This window comes from Xanthomonas arboricola (assembly GCF_003353015.1).
Classification (GTDB): Bacteria; Pseudomonadota; Gammaproteobacteria; order Xanthomonadales; family Xanthomonadaceae; genus Xanthomonas; species Xanthomonas arboricola_E.
Window position 1 is genome coordinate 661258 of sequence record NZ_QREM01000007.1, and the last position, 18683, is coordinate 679940.

Here is an 18683-nt window from a genome sequence, read left to right on the forward strand (position 1 = left end):
TCCGCACCCGTCTGCGGCCTGAGCGTTTACGCCGATCCGGCGGCCGACTGCCGGGGGCGCATGCATCGCATCAACGCGGATGCGTGCTCAGGCACCAGCGTGCTGCGCAAGCTGCTGATCGCGCAGGCGGCGTTTTTCGCTGCGCGCCAGCAGCCACCAGCCGATCGCCGCGGCGATCGACACCGCCAGCACCATCAGCGTGGCAAGTGCGTTGATCTTGGGGCTGATGCCCAGCCGCACCGATGCGAACACCTTGATCGGCAAGGTCGTCGCGCTGGGCCCTGCCAGGAAACTGGCGATCACCACATCGTCCAGCGACAGCGTGAACGCGAGCAGCCAGCCCGACGCCAACGCCGGCGCGATGATCGGCAAGGTGATCCGGAAGAACACCTTCAGCGGCGTGGCACCCAGATCCATCGCCGCTTCTTCCAGCGAGCGATCCAGCTCCTGCAGGCGCGAGGAAATCACCACGGTGACGAAGGAGACGGTGAAGGTGACATGCGCCACCCAGATCGCCACCGCCCCGCGCGGCGCGATTCCCAGCACCCCGCCCATCGAGACCAGCAACAGCAGGATCGACAGGCCGATGATCACCTCCGGCATCACCAATGGTGCGGTGATCAGCGCACCGAACAGGGTCTTGCCGGGAAAACGCCGCAGGCGCACCATCGCCAGCGCCGCCATCGTGCCCAGCACCGTCGACGCACAGGCAGTCCAGAACGCGACTTCCAGGCTGACCCAGGCCGCGTCCAGCAATTGCCGGTCGCGCAGCAACTCGCCATACCAGCGCGTGGAAAATCCGCCCCACACCGTGGCAAGACGCGAGGCGTTGAACGAATAGACCATCAGCAACAGGATCGGCAGGTACAGAAAGCCCAGGCCCAGCGCGAGCACACCACCACCCAGCAGGCGCGTGCCGGCAGAGGCGCGCATCATGTCAGCCGCCCTTCCAGCTCGCGCTGCTGGTAACGGTGGAAGATCACGATGGGCACCAACAGTACGATCAGCATGACGGTGGCCACCGCAGCGGCCACCGGCCAGTCGCGATTATTGAAGAACTCGCCCCACAGCACGCGGCCGATCATCAAGGTGTCCGGCCCGCCCAGCATTTCCGGAATCACGAATTCGCCCACCGCCGGGATCATCACCAGCATGCAGCCGGCCACGATGCCGTTGCGCGACAGCGGCAAGGTGATGCGCACGAACGCCTGCCACGGCCGCGCGCCCAGATCGTAGGCCGCTTCCAGCAAGCGGTTGTCGTGCTTGACCAGGTTGGCGTACAGCGGCAGCACCATGAAGGGCAGATAGCAGTACACGATGCCGATATAGGCGGCGATCGGCGTATACAGCAACTGCAGCGGCTGCCTGATCACGCCCAGCGCCAGCAGCGCCTGGTTGAGCAGGCCGTTGCCGTCGAGAATGCCGATCCAGGCATAGACGCGGATCAGGAACGAGGTCCACGACGGCAACACCACCAGCATCATCGCCACGTTACGCGTGGCCAGCGGCAGACGTGCGATCACATAGGCCATCGGATAGCCGATCAACAGCGCCAGTGCGGTGGAGATGGCCGCGATCCTGATCGAGCTCAGGTATGCGGCCAGGTACTGGCTGTCGCGCAGCAGCGCCAGGTAGTTGCCCAGGTGCAGCTTGATACTCACCGCGCCATCGGCCGCAACCGCGAACAGCGGCGTGTACGGCGGCATTGCAGTGGCGCGCTCGGCAAAGGAAATCTTCAGCACGATCAGGAACGGGATCGCGAAGAACACCAGCAGCCACAGATAGGGCGCGGCGATCACGCCCCAACGCGCGCCGGGCACTGCGCGACGGAGCAGGCGCGGCCTCATGCGGTGAGCACCACGCCGTCGTCCTCGCCCCAGCCCACCCACACCGCATCGCCCCAGGTCAGCGCTTCGCTGGCCCAGCGCTGGCGATTGGCGAAGTCGGCCATCAGCTTGACCCCGCTGGGCAGGCGCACGTGGTAGACCGAATGGCTGCCGAAGTAGGCGATCTCCTCGATCACACCCTGCGCCTTGTTGCAGGCTTGCGCTGGCTCGTCCTTGCCGATGGACAGTTTTTCCGGACGCAGTGCAAACGCCACCGCCTGCCCTTCGAACCCGGTGATGCCGTGGCCGATGCGGATCGGCGCGTTGAAGGCAGGCGTCTTCAAGGCGACGTACTCCGGTTGGTCCTCGGCAATGACTGCATCGAGCAGATTCACCGAGCCGATGAATTCGGCGGCGAAGCGATTGGCCGGCTGTTCGTAGATTTCATCGGGCGTGCCGACCTGCTGGATCCAGCCCTGGTCCATCAGCGCGATGCGCGTGGCCATGGTCATCGCTTCTTCCTGGTCGTGGGTGACCATGACGCAGGTGACGCCGGAGGTTTCGATGATGTTGACCAGTTCCAGCTGCATCTGCGAGCGCAGCTTCTTGTCCAGCGCGCCCATCGGTTCGTCCAGCAGCAACAGCTTGGGCCGCTTGGCCAGCGAGCGTGCCAGTGCAACACGCTGCTGCTGCCCGCCGGAGAGTTGATGCGGCCTGCGCCGGGCCAACGCGCCCAACTGCACCAGCTCGAGCATCTCGCCGACGCGGGTGGCAATGGCCGTCTTCGACAACGCTTCCTGCTTGAGCCCGAAGGCGATGTTCTGCTCCACGCTCATGTGCGGAAACAGCGCGTAGGACTGGAACATCATGTTGATCGGCCGCTGGTACGGCGGCAGTGCGTCGATCGGCTGGCCATCGAGCACGATGTGCCCCCTGGTAGGCCGCTCGAAACCGGCCAGGCAGCGCAGCAAGGTGGATTTGCCGCTGCCCGAGCCGCCCAGCAGCGCGAAGATCTCGCCCTTGCGGATCTGCAGGCTGACATCGTCGACCGCGACGAATCCATCGAACTCCTTGCGGACCTCGCTGATGGACAGGTAGCCGGCATCAGCGGCGCTGGAGCGTGACGGCAGGGCCTCGGTCAGTGACATGGTTCCTCTCGATTGCGGCAGACGCAGGCGCCGTGTGCAGAGCCTGCGCGCCATGATGGCAAAAGCATGTGGCGGCTGCCGCCCACCTGCAGGCAGCGCGACTGCGGGCAACGATGATGGCGGCATCGCGGCCCTGGGCTGGGCAGTGACGGTCCTGCACGTAGGCCGACCCACCACATGACCCGGCGCGCCATCGATCCGGCGCGGCAGCTGCCTGGCAGCATGCGACATCCCTGTCGTCCGGTGCAAAGTGCGCCGCCGGGCGCGTCCGGGCCCAGCGGCCGACGGACGCGGCGATGACGGCCACACCAGCCCGGTGCATACGCGTGGCCGGCCATCCCTGCCGACGCCATGCCAACGCGGCGCCGGCACAGCGCGTCGAGCTTGGCCGCCGTTGCATCCACGCGTGACCACCGGGCCACGGCTGGCGCTCGGCTCAGCGCGTTTCCCGAGGCGCCTGGCTCCAGCCCAGCCCCAGGCTCTTCTGCAACGCGACATAGTTGACCAACAGCTGCACCTGCGCCTGCGCGGCGGCGTCCTGCGCCGACAGTTGCTGGCGCTGCACGTCGAGCAGATCGATCGACGAGGTCGCTCCGGCATCGCGCCGTTGCTGCATCAACCCGGCCGAGCGCGTGGCCGAGGCTTCGGCCTGCCGCGCCACCACCAGTTGCCTGCGTGCCGAACCGAAACGCGACAACGCGGAATTGGCGTCCTGCAACGCCGCCAGCACCGCGCCCTCGTAGGCCGCCTCGCGCCCGGCGTTGCCGGCACGCGCCTGCTCCACCTGCGCGCGGGTCTTGCCGAAATCGAAGATCGACCAGCGCAGCATCGGCACCGCCAGCGTGGTCAGCGCGTCGGAATTGAAATCGCCGGGCGAACCGGCCACCCAGCTCAGGCCGCCGAGCAAGGTCACTTGCGGGAAATAGCCATTCAATGCCTCGCCGATCTGTGCGCTGGAGGCGGCCAGCTCGCGCTCGGCCTTGCGCACGTCGGGGCGGCGGCGAATCAACGCAGCGGCATCGTCCACGCGCACAGCGGTGGGCAGCATCGGCAGCGGCCGCACCGCAGCCAGCTGCGCGTCCAGCGCGCCGGGTTCGCGTCCCACCATCAAGGCGAGCTGGTCCAGCGCTTCCTGCAGCTGCATCTCCAGCGGCAGGCGCTGCGCTTGCTGTTGCTGCACCTGGGTGGCGATCTGCTCGACCTGCAGGTCCGAAGCCGCACCACGCGCGCGGCGCTGCCGGGTCAGCGCCAGCGATTGGCCGATCTTGTCCAGGTTGGCATCGGCAATGTCCAGCCGTGCCTGCAGGCCGCGGTAGTTGAGGTACACCTGCCCCACTTCGGCGGCCAGCTGTACCTGCGCATCGGCCAGCTCGGCTTCCGAGGCCTGCGCCTGGGCCAGGGCGCCTTCGGCGGCGCGACGGCGGCGGCCGAACAAATCCAGCTCCCAGCTGGCATCGAAGCCGGCGCTGTAGAGCTGGGCCTTGTCCAGATCCAGCGCCTCGCTGCCCTGTGCCGGTGGCTGGCCGTTCTGGCCGTTCTGCAAGCCGCCCAGCGTATCGACGATGGTCTGCGGCGGCTCGGCATACGCATACACCGCGCTGGCGTTGAGCTTGGGCAGGCGCTCGGCACGACGCTGGCTGGCCAGTGCGCGGTTGGCACGCAGCCGCGCCTGCGCCGCGCGCAGGTTGGGGCTGTCGGCCAGGGCCCGGGTGACCAACTGGGTGAGGGTCGGATCGTGCAACTCCTCCCACCAGTGATTCAGCGGCGCGGCAGCGACCACGTCGGCGCCACTGGCGCGATGCAATGCGGGCGCCTGAACCGCCGCATCGGCCACTGCCGGTGCCTTGGTGTAGTTGGGACCGAGCATGCAGCCGCCGAGGACCACACTCAGCGCGGCGGCCAGCGGCATGCGGATCAGGCGCATGGAATCAGTGCATTGCAAGGTGCGTCCCCTTGGGTAACGGCTTGAGCAAAAAGGCCAGCGGAATCGTGCAGACCACGATCACGCCGAAGATCCAGAACAGGTCGCTATAGGTCATCACCAGGGCCTGCTGCTGCACCAGGCGCGCCAGTTGCGCGACCGAGCGAAGGGCGGCTTCGCCACCGGCGCTGCCCTGCATCTGCGCGGTCAGGCCGGAGAGAAAGTCCTGCGCACGCGCGGAGTTGGCAGTGATCGCGCTGCCGATGGTTTCGGTGTGGAAGGTCATGCGGCGCTCCTGGAAGGTGGAGATCAGCGCAAGTCCCACCGAGCCGCCCAGGTTGCGGCCGGCGTTGAACAGGCCCGACGCATCGCCGGCCAGCTCGGGCGGCACCGAGGAGATGGCCGACTGGTTCAACGACATCATCGCCAGCGCCAGGCCGCAGCCCTGCAGCAACTGGCCGGCGACAAAATGCATGCCCACGGTGTCGGCGGTCAGCGACAGGTTGACGAAGCAGGCCGCGGCAAAACAGATCAGCCCGGCGATCACCAGGATGCGCACGTCCACCACTTCCAGCAGCTTGGGCATCATCGGCATCAGCAGCACGGTCGGCAGCCCGGACAGCAGCAGCACGTAGCCGGCCTGCTCGGTGTTGTAGCCGGAGATCACCGCCAGGAACTGCGGGATCATGTACATGACGCCGAACAGGATCATGCCCACCGCCATGATCATCACGAACACCGCGCCGAAACTGCGATGCAGCAGCAGCGACAGGCGGATCACCGGCGCACGGCGGCGAAATTGCGAAATCACCAGGGCGATGAATCCGCTCAGGGCGATCAGGCTCAGCGTATTGATCTCGCTGGATTCGAACCAGCGCTCGCGCTGGCCTTCTTCCAGCACCACGGTGAGTCCGCCCAGGCCGGCGGTCAGGCCGTAGATGCCCAGCCAGTCGGCATTGAGCAGGCCGGCCCAATCGCCTTTTTCATGCTTGAGGCCGAGCAGCAGCAAGGCCACCAGGCCGACGCAGATCGGCACGTTGATGAAGAACGCGTAGTGCCAGCTGACGTTTTCGGTGAGCCAGCCGCCGAGCAGCGGCCCGATCACCGGGCCCATGATCACGGTCATGCCGAACAGGGCGGTACCCATGGTCTGCTGGCTGGGCGGCAGGCGCGTGGCGACGATGGTCAGCGCGGTGGGAATCAGCGCACCGCCGGCCAGGCCCTGCCCCACGCGGCCGATGATCATCATCGTCAACGAGGTCGACAGCCCGCACACCACCGAAAACGCGGTGAACATCACCGCGCAGATCAGCAGGAAGTTGCGCAGGCCCAAGGTGCGCACGAACCAGCCGGTCAGCGGGATCATGATGATCTCGGCCACCAGATACGCGGTGGAAATCCAGGTGCCTTCAGTGCCGCTGGCGCCGACCTCGCCCTGGATGGTGGGCAGCGCCGCGTTGACGATGGAAATGTCCAGCGTCGCCATGAACGAGCCGATGGTGCCGGCCAGCACCGCCAGCCAGGCGCCCGGTTCGGCCTTCTCGCGGGCGCCGCCGCCGGCACGCTGGCCGGTGGCTGCCGCTGCACTCACTGTGCGCGCTCCTGCGCCTGCACCCGATCGGATTCCTCCTCGGCCCGTTGCTTGGCGTCCTTGGCCGAGCGCGTGTCCACGGTGACCTCGACCGACATGCCCGGCACCAGCACCTTGCGCGCCTCCTCGCCGGCCAGCACGCGGATGCGCACCGGCACGCGCTGCACCACCTTGGTGAAGTTGCCGGTGGCGTTCTCCGGCGGCAGCAGTGCGAACTGCGAGCCGGTCCCCGGCGACAGGCTCTCGACCTTGCCGTGCAGCGTGACGCCCGACAAGGCGTCGACCTCGATCTCGGCCGGCTGGCCGGGACGCATCAGGCCGACCTGGGTTTCCTTGAAATTGGCGATCAGGTACAGCGATTCCTGCGGCACGATGGTCATGGTGCGGGTGCCGGCGGCCAGGAACTGCCCTTCCTGCACCGTCTTGTCGCCGACCCGGCCGTGGATGCGGCTGGTCAGGCGGGTGTCTTCCACGGCCACGCGGGCCTGGTCGGCATCGGCGGTGGCCTGCTTGAGGCCGGCCTGGGCCTGCTCCAGCTGTGCGCTGCTGGCCAGGACCTGGCTCTGCGCGCCCTTGACCTGCGCCTGCGCGGCCTCGTACTGGGCGCGTGCGCGCTGCAGTTCGTGCTGCAGGCTTTCCTGGTGTTCGTGGGTGTCCGCGCCGGAGGCGGCCAAGGGCGCGAAGCGCTTCACTTCGGCCTGGGCGAACCTCAGGCTTGCCGCTGCCGAACTCACCTGGCTACGTGCCTGCACCAGCGCCGACTCCTGCCCGGACACATTGGCGGTGGCCGCGGCGATATCGGCGTGGCGCGCGGCAATCGCGGCTTCGGCCTGCTGCAGGGTCGCCTGGTAGGTGCGGTCGTCGATCTGCAGCAGCGGCTGGCCGGCGTCCACGATCTGGTTGTCGCTCACCATCACCTTGGTCACATAGCCGCTGACCCGCGGCGCCACGGCCACCGAGTCGGCCTGCAGGTAGGCGTTGTTGGTGTCCTGCAGGTAGCGGCCCTTGATCAGGTAATAGGCCAGCCAGATCACCAGCAGCACCACCACCAGCACCCCGACCACGATCAGCGTCCATTTGACCTTGGGGTTCTTCAACGGCGAGGGCTTGGGCGGCTCCTGTTCGTTGGCGCCGGTGCCTTGCGCATCCGGGCCGGAGGGCTGGCCGTCGTTGGACTGCTGGTCGTGGTTGCTCAAGATGATGCATCCTGTGTCGTGGGCGAGGCGCGCGCGACGGCGGGCCGCATCAGCGGCTCGGCGAAGGCGGCGCAACCATACAATTATTTGAACCGCCCGGTACAGATTGCGTGACGACCGCAGTCAGCGCGCGCTGGGCCTTGCGTACGAGCGCCTGACAGGCAGATACCCGACCGACGGAGGCAATGCGGCGATCAGCGCCCGGTCTTGATCTCGGTCCACAGCCGCGTGTACAGCCGGTCCACCTCGGGCGGATTGATCGCATAGGTGAACATCCTGGCGGTCACCTCCGGCGGCGGGTAGATGGTGGGGTCGTTGCGGATCGCCGCGTCCACCAGCGGCGTGGCGGTGCGCACCGGGTTGGCGTAGTGGATGAAGTTGCTGTTGGCCGCGGCCACCTCCGGCGTCAACAGATAATTGATGAAGGCGTAGGCGTTGTCGGGGTGCTTGGCGTCCTTGGGAATGGCCAGCATGTCGAACCACTGCGGCGCGCCTTCCTTGGGGATCGCATAGGCCACCTTGATGCCGTTGCCGGCTTCCACCGCGCGGTCGCGCGCCTGGATGATGTCGCCCGACCAGCCCACCGCCAGGCAGGTGTTGCCGTTGGCCAGCGAGGTCACGTACTGGCTGGAGTGGAAGTTCTGCACATACGGGCGAATGGACTTGATCAGTGCGGCGGCTTGTTCGATCTCGGCCGGCACCGTGCTGTGCGGATCCAGGCCCAGGTAGTTCAGCGCGATCGGAATCATGTCCGAGGGCGTATCCAGGATGGTCACCCCGCACTCCTTGAGCCTGGACAGGTTCTCCGGCTTGAACACCAGATCCCAGCTGTTGGCGACCTCGGTGCTGCCGAAGATCGCCTTGAGCTTGTCGACGTTGTAGCCGATGCCGGTGGTGCCGATCATGTACGGCACGCCATAGGCGTTGCCCGGGTCCTGCGCGGCGATGCGCCGCATGATGTCCGGGTCCAGATTGGCCAGGTTGGGGATCTTGGCCTTGTCCAGCGGCAGGAACACGCCGGCCTGGATCTGCCGGCCGAAGAAGTTCAGCGTGGGCACCACCACGTCGTAGTCGCTGCCGCCGGCCAGCAGCTTGGTCTCCACCATCTCGTCGCTGTCGAACACGTCGTAGGTGACCTTGATGCCGGTGCTCCTTTCGAACGCGGGAATGGTGTCTTCGGCGATGTAGTCCGAGTAGTTGTAGACATTGAGCACCTTGGCCTGCGCCTCGGCATCGCCGGGCGCATCGCGGCCACCGCAGGCGGCCAGCAAGGTGGTGGACAGCGTCAGGGCGAGCAGTCGCAGCGTCATGCGGGTCTCCAGGGCAGCGCGATCAGGGCGGGCCGGGATGCGGCCGGTCGAAGGGCCAGCCTACCCATGGTGTTTGTGTTTGCACAGCGCGGCGTGGCGGATACCAACCGTATGCACCCGCTGGCCGGCGCGGCAGGTGCCGCAATCGCCTCTGCCGGCCGCCCTCGCGGGTACGCGACCGGCAAAGCTTGACGTGCGCCGGCAGGCTTAGGCGGCACCGATGCCCAGCGCCTGCGCAGTATCGTCCAGCGCCGCCCAGGCCTTGTCGAACAGCTCATCGACCTGTTCGCAGGTGATGATCAATGGCGGCGACAACAGCATCGCGTCGTAGGTGGCACGCAGGATCAGCCCGCGCCGCAGCGCGAAATCACGGCACAGCGCGCCGACCCGACCGCGCTCGGGAAAGTAGACGCCGCGCCGGCGTTTGTCCGGCACCAATTCCAGTGCCCCGACCAGCCCGGCGATACGCGCCTCCCCCACCAGCCGGTGTTCGCCCAGCTCGGCCCAACGCTGCGCCAGATACGGCGCGACGTGGCTGCGCGCGCGCTCCACGATGCCCTCGTCCTGCAGCAGGCGCAGGTTCTCCAGCGCCACCGCCGCGCAGACCGGATGCCCCGCATAGGTACCGCCATGCGCCAGCTCGCCGCCCTGCGCCTTGAGCACGCCGGCGACACGATCGTTGAACATTGCCGCTGCCAACGGGATGTAGCCGGAGGTGATGCCCTTGGCCAGCGTCATCACGTCGGGCTGGAAACCGAAATACTCCGCGCCGAACCAGGCACCGGTCCGCCCGAACCCGCAGATCACCTCGTCGGCCACCAGCAGTACGTCGTAGCGCCGGCAGATGCGCTGGATGTCCGGCCAGTAGCTGCGCGGCGGAATGTAGACGCCGATCGCGCCCATGATGGGCTCGCCGATAAAGGCCGCGACGTTTTCCGGGCCCAGTTCGACAATCCTGTCTTCCAGCCGACGCGCCGCCAGCAGCCCGTAGTCCTCCGGGTCCATCTCCCCGCCATCGCCGAAGTGATACGGCGGCGCGATGTGGTGGATATCCGGGATCGGCAAGCCGCCCTGCCTGTGCATGCCGCGCATGCCACCCAGGCTGGCACCGGCCATGGTGGTGCCGTGATAGCCGTCATGGCGGCCGATGAAGATGCGCTTTTCCGGCTGCCCCTGCACCGCCCAGAAATGCCGCACCAGCCGCAGGATGGTGTCGTTGGCCTCCGACCCGGAGTTGGCGAAGAACGCATGATTCAGATCGCCCGGCGCCAGCTGCGCCAGCTTGGCGGCCAGATGGATGGTGGGCTCGGTGGTGCACTGGAAGAAGCTGTTGTAGTACGCCAGCTGTTCCATCTGGCGCGCCGCCGCCTGCGCCAGCTCGGTGCGCCCGTAGCCCACATTCACACACCACAAGCCACCGAACGCATCCAGCAGCTTGTTGCCGTGCGCGTCCCAGACGTACACGCCCTCGCCGCGGGTCAGGATGCGCGTGCCCTGCCCGGCCAGCGCCGCGTTGTCGTTGAACGGATGCAGGTGATGGGCGGCATCGAGGTGCTGCAGGGTTTTCAACGCGGTGGGGTGCACGGCTTGCTCCGGAAGGTGGCTCGCGCCAGTGGCGCGAATGCAGTGGCGTTATGAAAAGCAGCTGGCGCAAAACGCGTCGGACGCCGGCAGTGCACGTGGGTTCGAGCCATTGCCAGACGACCTTCCCTCATCCGCCCTTCGGGCACCGTCTCCCGAGGGGAGAAGGGAACAGCGTGGCACACCGAACTTCAACGAGCCGTCGCGTGTTCGGCAGCACAACCACTCACACATTCAACAACAGGAACTCCCGCTCCCACGAACTGATCACCCGGAAGAAGGTCTCGTATTCCTTGCGCTTGACCGAGATGTAGGCGCGCACGAAGCGCCGCCCCAGCATGTCCTGCAGGGCCTCGCAGCCCTCCAGTCCGTCCAGTGCCTCGCCCAGCGAGCGTGGCAGGTCGTAGCCCTGCTCCTTGCCGTTGCTGCTGATCGGCGCAGTCGGCGCGAGCTTCTCGCGGATGCCCAGCAACCCGCAGGCCAGGGTCGCCGCCATTGCCAGATACGGGTTGGCGTCGGAGCCGGCAAAGCGGCTTTCCACCCGCATGTTCTGCGGTGCATCGATCGGCACGCGCAGCCCGCAGGTGCGATTGTCGAAGCCCCACAGCACATTGCTCGGCGAGACCTCGCCGAACATCAGCCGCCGGTAGGAATTGACATTGGGCGCCAGCAGCCCCATCGCCATCGGAATGTATTTCTGCAAGCCACCGAGATAGTGCGCAAAGGCTGTCTCTTATACACATCTNCTATTTCTTATAAACATCTAGATGTGTAGGAGAGACAGGCTCTGGTGGATGTGCATCGCACTGCCCGGCTCGGTCTCCATCGGCTTGGCCAGGAACGTCGCATACACGCCATGCCGCAGCGCGGCCTCGCGCATGGTGCGCTTGAACAGGAACACCTGGTCGGCGCGCGAGAGCGCATCGGCGTGGGTGAAGTTGACCTCCAGCTGCGCGGCGCCGGATTCGTGGATCAGCGTATCCACGTCCAGCTCCATCGCATCGCAGTAGTCGTACATCAGGTCCAGGATCGGGTCGAACTCGTTGACCGCATCGATCGAATACGACTGCCGCGCCGTCTCCGGACGCCCCGAGCGCCCGGCCGGCGGCAGCAAGGGAAAATCCGGATCGGTGTTCTTCTGCACCAGGAAGAATTCCAGTTCCGGCGCCACCACCGGTTGCAGCCCGGCCTCGGCATAGGCGTCCAGCACGCGCCGCAGCACGTTGCGCGGGGCAAGCTCATGCGGTTGGCCATCCTTGGTGTAGCAATCGTGGATGACCTGCGCGGTGGGGTCGGCCGCCCACGGCACCATGCGCACGGTGGACGCGTCCGGGCGCAGATGCATGTCCGAATCCGATGGCGAGGTCAGCGCGTAGTAATCGTCCGGGAAATCGCCGGTGACGGTGGTGGCGAAGATGCCTTCCGGCAGGCGGGTGCCGTAGTCGTGCGAGAACTTGTCGGCCGGAATGATCTTGCCGCGTGCGTTGCCGGTGATGTCCGGGACCAGGCACTCGACCTCGGTGATGTGGCGCTCCTTGAGCCAGCGGCGCAACGCGCTTTCGGGCTGTTTGGGCGTGGATGTGCGCGAACGTGTGCGGATGGACATGCAACCTCACTGACCGCGTCGGGCGGCGTATTGGCGGCAGGCCTCGCCGAAGGCCTGGAAGATGGCACGGTAGAACGGATGCTGTGTGACACGCCACTCCGGATGCCACTGCACCGCCAGCAGGAAGCCCGGCCCGGGGCCGCGAAAGGCTTCGATCAGCCCATCCGGCGCGGTCGCCTCGATCAGCAGGCCGTCGGCCAGCCGCGCAATGCCCTGCCCGTGCAGCGAGTTCACCGCGACCTGCGCGCTGTCGCTGATGCCGGCCAGCAGGCCGCCGGCATGCAGCTGCACCGGATGCGCCGGGCCGTACTGGATGTCCAGCGGCGCGGTGCGGTCCTCGCGGTGATCGGCCAGGCCGGGCACGTCGTGCACGCGTTGATGCAGGCGCCCGCCCAGCGCCACGTTGACCTCCTGCAGGCCGCGGCAGATCGCCAGCACCGGCAGGCCACGCGCAAGTGCCTGCGGGATCAGCCCTAGGCTGGTGGCATCGCGCGCCGGATCGTGCGGATTGCCCTCCCAGCTCGGCTCGTTGCTGTAGTGATGCGGCTCGACATTGCTCACCGCCCCGGTCAGCAACAGGCCATCCAGTCGCTCCAGCCAGACGCCCGCCTCCAGCGCCGGCTGCAGGCTGGGCAGCAGCACCGGCATTGCGCCGGCCGCGTCCACCACCGCGCGGATGTATTTTTCGCCGGTGGCCAGAAACGGATGCGGCCCTTGCTGGATGCGATCGGTCGGCAACCCGACCAGGGGAACGACAGCCATGCGGATCTCCCGGTTGGACGCGGCTGCATCACGCGCGTGCGCGCCATCAGGCAGGCGTGTGCACTGTACAGGGCACATGGGGCGCGCAGCTGGCGGCTTGCGCATCACGTGCAGCCCTCCGACCGCGACGACTCGCCAGCGAGTGGTCGCCACGGGTTGAGGGTGTGTCGTGGATGCCTGCGAACTTACCGCGCAGCCAGCGGCATTGCCAGGGCCTACATGCGCACGATTGCGAAAGATCACATGCGCTTTGCTAGTCTGGATGGCGACCCTGCAGGTGGTGCCCATGGTTTCCGAGAACTCCGTCGCGTGCTTGCCCGCCAACGATGCCGCCACACTGGCGCGGATCGATGGCTGCGAGGCGGTCGACCTGCTGTTGCCCGACACCAATGGCGTGCTGCGTGGCAAACGTGTGACCGCCGAGGTCCTGGGCAAGATCTATCGCGACGGGGTGTGCCTGCCGATGTCGCTGATCGCCACCGACATCACCGGCAATACCGTCGAGGAAACCGGGCTGGGCTATGCCATCGGCGATGCCGATCGCATCTGCCGGCCCATTGCCGGCTCGCTGCGCCCGGTGCCATGGGCACCGCGACCGATGGCGCAGCTGCTGCTGGCGATGCAGCAGCCGGACGGCAGCGTCTTCGAGGTCGCACCGCGTGCGGTCCTGCAGCGCGTGCTGCACCGCTTTGCCGCGCTCGGCCTGACCCCGGTGATTGCGGTGGAACTGGAGTTCTACCTGTTCGATGCGGTGCCCGATGCACAGGGGCGTCCGCAAACGCCGCGCGACCCGCACACCGGTGCGCGCAGCGACAGTACCCAGGTGTATTCGCTGCAGGATCTGGACGACCAGCGCGCGTTCACTGACGCGGTCACCGGCGCCTGCCGGCAACAAGGCCTCCCGGCCGACACCGCGGTGGCCGAGTACGCGCCCGGCCAGTTCGAAATCAACCTGCAGCATCGCGCCGATGCAGTGGCCGCCTGCGACGAGGCGATCCTGCTCAAGCGCACCATCAAGGCGATTGCGCAGCAGCAGGGCAAGCTCGCGAGCTTCATGGCCAAGCCGTTTCCCGGCCAGGCCGGCAGCGGCCTGCACCTGCACGTGAGCCTGCTCGATGCCGACGGCCACAACGTGTTTGCCGGCAGCGCCGCTGCACCCGCCGACCGCCTGCGCCATGCCATCGCCGGCCTGCAACGGCATGCGGAGGCCACGCTGCTGATGTTCGCCCCGCACGCCAACAGTTACCGCAGGTTCGTCAGCAACGCCTTCGTGCCACTGGATGCGAGCTGGGGCTTCAACAACCGCACCGTGGCGCTGCGCATCCCGCACAGCGATGCACGCAACACCCGCATCGAACACCGCATCGCCGGCGCCGATGCCAACCCGTACCTGGCCGCCGCCGCCGTGCTCGGCGCCATGCTGGACGGCCTGCAACACCCCGGCGAGCCCACCGCGCCCGTCACCGGCAATGCCTACGCGCAAGCGGTGTTCCAGCCGCGCACCTGGCAGGGCGCGGTGGATGCATTCGGCACCAGCGACTTTGTCGGCGCGCAGTTCGGCAGCCAGTTCCAGCATGTGTTCGGCCAGCAGAAACAACGCGAGTTGCTCGACTACCAGGCGCAGGTGCCGGATCTGGATTACGCCCGGTATCTACGGATCGTGTGATGGACCGCCCGGCCACATCGCTGCCGCCTGCCGATCCGCCGGGCAACGGCTATCCCGACGGCTGGTACGCCCGCAGCACGCCGGCCTTGCCGGAGCAACCGCGCCTGCAGGGCGTCGCACATGCCGATGTCTGCATCCTCGGCGCCGGCTACACCGGCCTCACCGCCGCGCTCGCCCTGGCCGAGGCCGGCTACTCCGTCATCGTGCTGGAAGCCCGGCGCATCGGCTGGGGCGCCTCCGGGCGCAACGGCGGCCAGGCCATCGTCGGCTATGGCTGCGAGCAGGACACCCTGGAAGCGCTGGTCGGCGACGCCGACGCGCGCCTGCTGTTCGACTTCTCGCGCGACGGCATGCGCCTGCTGCGCGCGCGCATCGCGCGTCATGCCATCGCCTGCGACTGGCGCGACGGTCACGCCCACGTGCCGCTGAAACCGCGCCAGGCGCAGGCCTTGCGGCACGGCATCGTGCGCATGGCCGAGCGCTATGACTACCCGCTGGAATGGTGGGACCGCGCGCGTACGCGGCAGGTGCTGGACAGTCCGCTCTACCTGGGCGCGATGTTCGACCCGGCCAGCGGCCACCTGCAGCCGCTGGCCTATGCGCTGGGCCTGGCGCGCGCGGCGCTGGCGGCCGGCGTGCGCATCCACGAGGGCTCGGCGGTGTGCCGCCTGGAACATGGCGCGCGCGTGACGATGCAGACCGCCCAGGGCAGCGTCAGCGCCGAGTTCGGCGTGATCGCCGGCAATGCCCTGCTGCAGGGCGTTTCCACAGCGCTGGAACGCCACATCATGCCGGTCGGCACCTATGTCGGTGCGACGCCGCCGCTGGGCGCAGCCCGCGCGCGCGCCCTGATCGCCAACGACATGGCGGTCGCCGACACCAACTGGGCACTGGATTATTACCGGCTCAGCGCCGACCACCGGCTGCTGTTCGGCGGACGCGCCAGCTACTCCTCGCGCCCGCCCCCCGGGCTGGATCGCTTGATGACCCGGCGCATGCACACGGTGTTCCCGCAACTGCACGACGTGCCGCTGGAAACGCTGTGGGGCGGCTACGTGGACATCTCGCGCAATCGCGCCCCGCACTGGGGACGGCTGGCGTCCAATGTGTATTTCGCCCAGGGATTCTCCGGGCATGGCGTCGCCGCCACCGGGCTGGCCGGCCAGGTCATCGCCGAGGCCATCGCCGGCCAGAGCCGGCGGCTGGACGTGTTCGCGCGCATCCCGCATCGGCCCTTCCCCGGGGGGCGCCTGCTGCGCATGCCGCTGCTGGTGGCCGCCATGAGCTGGTACCGGCTGCGCGACGCCTTGTGGTGAGTCGGATGCCGTCTTGGGCACGTTGAGACGCGGTACTCAAGTTTTGGCGAGCAGGGCCGTTAGCTGGTATGACGGTTCGATCCGCACGGCCAGCCGATGTCCCCAGGTACCCTACATCGCAACAGTGAAAGCGCAGTCCTGCCGCAACGCGTGTTGCTGGTGGAGAACTCGCGCACCTTCACCAGCATGCTGCGCGAGGCCATCGAGCAACGTGTCGAACTGCCGGTCACGGTCGTATCGACCCTGGCCGAAGCGGCCCGTGTACTGGACGAGGAAGACGGTTGGTTCCTGGTCCTGACCGGCCTGGTGCTGGTGGACGGCGACCGCGACAAGGTCGTGGAGTTTTTCCTCTCGCGCCAATTGCCCACCGTGGTGGTCAGCGGCGTCTACGACGAGGACCTGCGCCAGCGCGTGCTGCAGCAGCAGATCATCGACTACGTGCTCAAGAACGCGCCCGGCAGCATCGAATATCTGGCGTGGCTGGTGCAGCGCCTGGAACGCAACCGCCGCATCGCGGCGCTGGTGGTGGACGACTCCCTGTCCGCACGGACCTACGCGGCGGCATTGCTGTCGATGTACGGCTACCGCGTGGTGATGGCCGCCGACGGTGCAGCCGGCCTGCAGGCGATCGAACGCGACCCCGGCATCCGCCTGACCATCGTCGACCAGGAGATGCCCGGCATGGAAGGGGTGGAATTCACCCGCCGGCTGCGCGCGATCCGTTCGCGCGACAAGGTCGCGGTGATCGGCATCTCCGGCAATACCGACTCGTCGCTGATCCCGCGCTTCCTGAAGAATGGCGCCAACGACTTCCTGCGCAAGCCGTTTTCGCGCGAGGAATTCTTCTGCCGCGTGTCGCAGAATGTGGACCAGCTGGAACTGATCGGCACGCTGCAGGACCTGGCCACCCGCGACTTCCTCACCGGCCTGCCCAACCGGCGCTACTTCCTGGAACAGAGCCAGCGGGTGATCCCCACCCTGCTGTCGCAGGAGCAGACGGTCACCGCGGCGATGCTGGACATCGACCACTTCAAGCACATCAACGACACCTGGGGCCACGAGGCCGGCGACCAGGCGCTGCGGGCGGTGGCCGCATCGGTCTCCAGTCACGCGCGGCCGCAGGACCTGGTGGCACGTTTCGGCGGCGAGGAATTCTGCCTGCTGGTTCCGGGGCTGGATGCCGCCAACGCCGCCAATTACTTTGAAACCCTGCGCGAACGCATCAGCGCGCTGCGCGTACGGATCGGCGATGAAACCCTCAGCATGACGGTGAGCATCGGGGTGTGCGTGGCCACCGAAGACGGCCAGTCGCTGCACCACCTGTTGGGCGAAGCGGACAAGTACCTGTACCTGGCCAAGGCCGGTGGCCGCAACCAGGTGCGTCTGGCCAATTGAGCCGCACCGGCTCCGCCGTGACGCGCGGATGCGCGCTGCACCGGCTAGGTTGAAATCGCCGCTGCCGAACGCCGCCGCATCGCACGTGCGGCCATCAACGCCAACAGGCTGACGACCGCAGCGCCGCCCAGATACTGCCCGACCGCCTGCACGCCATAGCGTGCGGCCAGCTGCGTGGCCAGGTACGGCGCTGGCGCCGCACCGAGAATGCTGGCCAGGTTGAACGACAGCGAGGCACCGGTGTAGCGCACCTCGGTGGGATACAGCTCGGCCAGCAACGTGCCGCAAGGCCCGTAGGTCAGGCCCATGAAGAAGAAGCCCAGCCCCAGGAATGCCAGTACCTGCAGCGGGTGATTGGCCTGGAACAGCGGCGCGAACGCCAACCCGAACGCGATGATCGCCACGCTGGCCAGCATCATCGCCAGCGGCGCGCCATGGCGGTCACCGAACCTGGCCGAGAGCGGAATGCCGATCGCAAAAAACACGATCCCCGCCATCTGCAACAGCAGGAATTGCTCCTTGTCGTAGCCCAGGGTCTTGGTACCGTAGCCCAGCGCGAACACCGTCATCAGATAGAACAGCACGAAGGTGGCGAAGGCGCCCAGCGTGCCGATGACCAGCGCCGACCAGTGCTGCGAGATCACCGTGCCCAAGGGCAACCGCACGCGGGTCTTGTGGTCCACGGCCTTCTGGAAATCCGGCGTCTCGGTGATGCTCAGGCGCACCCACAGACCGGTCAGCACCAACAACGCGCTGGCCAGGAACGGCACCCGCCAGCCCCATTGCATGAACTGCGCATCGTCGAGCACCGCGCCCATGCCGAGAAAGGTGCCGGTGGACAGCAGAAAGCCCAGCGGCGCACCCAACTGCGGAAACATGCCGTACCACACGCGCTTGCCCGGCGGTGCATTTTCGGTGGCAAGCAGCACCGCCCCACCCCATTCGCCGCCCAGGCCCAGGCCCTGGCCGAAGCGACACAAGGCCAGCAGCGCTGGCGCGAATACGCCGATCTGCGCGTAGCTGGGCAGCAAGCCGATCGCCACGGTGGACAAGCCCATCGTCAGCAACGCCGCCACCAAGGTGGCCTTGCGCCCGATCCGGTCGCCGAAGTGGCCGAACACCGCCGATCCCACCGGCCGCGCGACAAAGGCCACCGCAAACGTCGCCAGCGACTGCAGCATCGCCGCGCTGCCATCGCCCGCCGGAAAGAACAGGATGGGAAACACCAGTACCGCGGCAGTGGCGTAGATATAGAAATCGAAGAACTCGATGGTGGTGCCGATCAGGCTGGCGAACAGCACGCGCGCGGGCGAATTGATGGGAGCAGCGAGCGGCGCGGCAGCAGTCATCGTTGATCGGCTTCCA

The 18683-nt window shown here is 67.4% G+C and carries 13 protein-coding genes and 1 pseudogene; 3 read left to right on the forward strand and 11 right to left on the reverse strand.

Annotation, left to right across the window (positions count from 1 at the left end; translation table 11 throughout):
• Positions 1-87: 87 nt before the first annotated feature.
• The 10 genes and pseudogenes from C0541_RS06395 to C0541_RS06440 form a co-directional block, all read right to left on the reverse strand.
• Positions 88-936: an ABC transporter permease subunit gene (locus tag C0541_RS06395; protein WP_115046777.1), complete on the reverse strand. Its 849-nt coding sequence runs from the start codon at positions 934-936 to the stop codon at positions 88-90.
• Positions 933-1847, reverse strand: a complete 915-nt coding sequence (locus C0541_RS06400) for an ABC transporter permease subunit (protein ID WP_115046779.1) — start codon at positions 1845-1847, stop codon at positions 933-935. Before C0541_RS06400 ends, C0541_RS06395 begins: the two co-directional genes overlap by 4 nt.
• A complete protein-coding gene (locus C0541_RS06405; RefSeq protein ID WP_161959911.1) occupies positions 1844-2974 on the reverse strand; it encodes an ABC transporter ATP-binding protein in 1131 nt (376 codons plus the stop codon). The genes C0541_RS06400 and C0541_RS06405 overlap by 4 nt, the downstream gene beginning before the upstream one ends.
• A 436-nt stretch (positions 2975-3410) precedes the next feature.
• Positions 3411-4898, reverse strand: a complete 1488-nt coding sequence (locus C0541_RS06410; protein WP_161959912.1) for an efflux transporter outer membrane subunit — start codon at positions 4896-4898, stop codon at positions 3411-3413.
• Between the two features lie 4 nt (positions 4899-4902).
• Positions 4903-6486, reverse strand: a complete 1584-nt coding sequence (locus tag C0541_RS06415) for an MDR family MFS transporter (RefSeq protein ID WP_115046783.1) — start codon at positions 6484-6486, stop codon at positions 4903-4905.
• The gene (locus C0541_RS06420; protein ID WP_115046785.1) at positions 6483-7682 is read right to left on the reverse strand and encodes an HlyD family secretion protein; all 1200 of its coding nucleotides are present in this window, start codon (positions 7680-7682) and stop codon (positions 6483-6485) included. Before C0541_RS06420 ends, C0541_RS06415 begins: the two co-directional genes overlap by 4 nt.
• Positions 7683-7876: 194 nt before the next feature.
• On the reverse strand, positions 7877-8992 hold the full coding sequence (locus C0541_RS06425) for a polyamine ABC transporter substrate-binding protein (RefSeq protein ID WP_115046787.1): 1116 nt from the start codon (positions 8990-8992) through the stop codon (positions 7877-7879).
• A gap of 207 nt (positions 8993-9199) precedes the next feature.
• On the reverse strand, positions 9200-10576 hold the full coding sequence (locus tag C0541_RS06430; RefSeq protein ID WP_115046789.1) for an aspartate aminotransferase family protein: 1377 nt from the start codon (positions 10574-10576) through the stop codon (positions 9200-9202).
• A 223-nt stretch (positions 10577-10799) separates the two neighbouring features.
• Positions 10800-12179: pseudogene (locus tag C0541_RS06435) on the reverse strand (glutamine synthetase family protein).
• 6 nt (positions 12180-12185) lie between these two features.
• Entirely contained in the window at positions 12186-12941 is a 756-nt protein-coding gene (locus C0541_RS06440; RefSeq protein ID WP_115046791.1) for a gamma-glutamyl-gamma-aminobutyrate hydrolase family protein, read from the reverse strand.
• Positions 12942-13227: 286 nt separating this feature from the next.
• Here C0541_RS06440 and C0541_RS06445 point away from each other — a divergent pair, with 286 nt between their 5' ends.
• The 3 genes from C0541_RS06445 (at position 13228) to C0541_RS06455 (ending at position 17318) form a co-directional block, all read left to right on the forward strand.
• A complete protein-coding gene (locus C0541_RS06445; protein WP_115047336.1) occupies positions 13228-14607 on the forward strand; it encodes a glutamine synthetase family protein in 1380 nt (459 codons plus the stop codon).
• The gene (locus tag C0541_RS06450; RefSeq protein WP_193725876.1) at positions 14604-15923 is read left to right on the forward strand and encodes an NAD(P)/FAD-dependent oxidoreductase; all 1320 of its coding nucleotides are present in this window, start codon (positions 14604-14606) and stop codon (positions 15921-15923) included. Before C0541_RS06445 ends, C0541_RS06450 begins: the two co-directional genes overlap by 4 nt.
• Before the next feature lie 96 nt (positions 15924-16019).
• On the forward strand, positions 16020-17318 hold the full coding sequence (locus C0541_RS06455; protein ID WP_161959913.1) for a diguanylate cyclase: 1299 nt from the start codon (positions 16020-16022) through the stop codon (positions 17316-17318).
• Between the two features lie 44 nt (positions 17319-17362).
• Here the strand turns inward: C0541_RS06455 and C0541_RS06460 are convergent, their stop codons facing one another.
• Positions 17363-18667 carry an MFS transporter gene (locus tag C0541_RS06460; RefSeq protein WP_115046797.1) on the reverse strand — a complete coding sequence of 435 codons (1305 nt, stop codon included), beginning with the start codon at positions 18665-18667 and terminating at the stop codon, positions 17363-17365.
• Between the last annotated feature and the right edge of the window lie 16 nt (positions 18668-18683).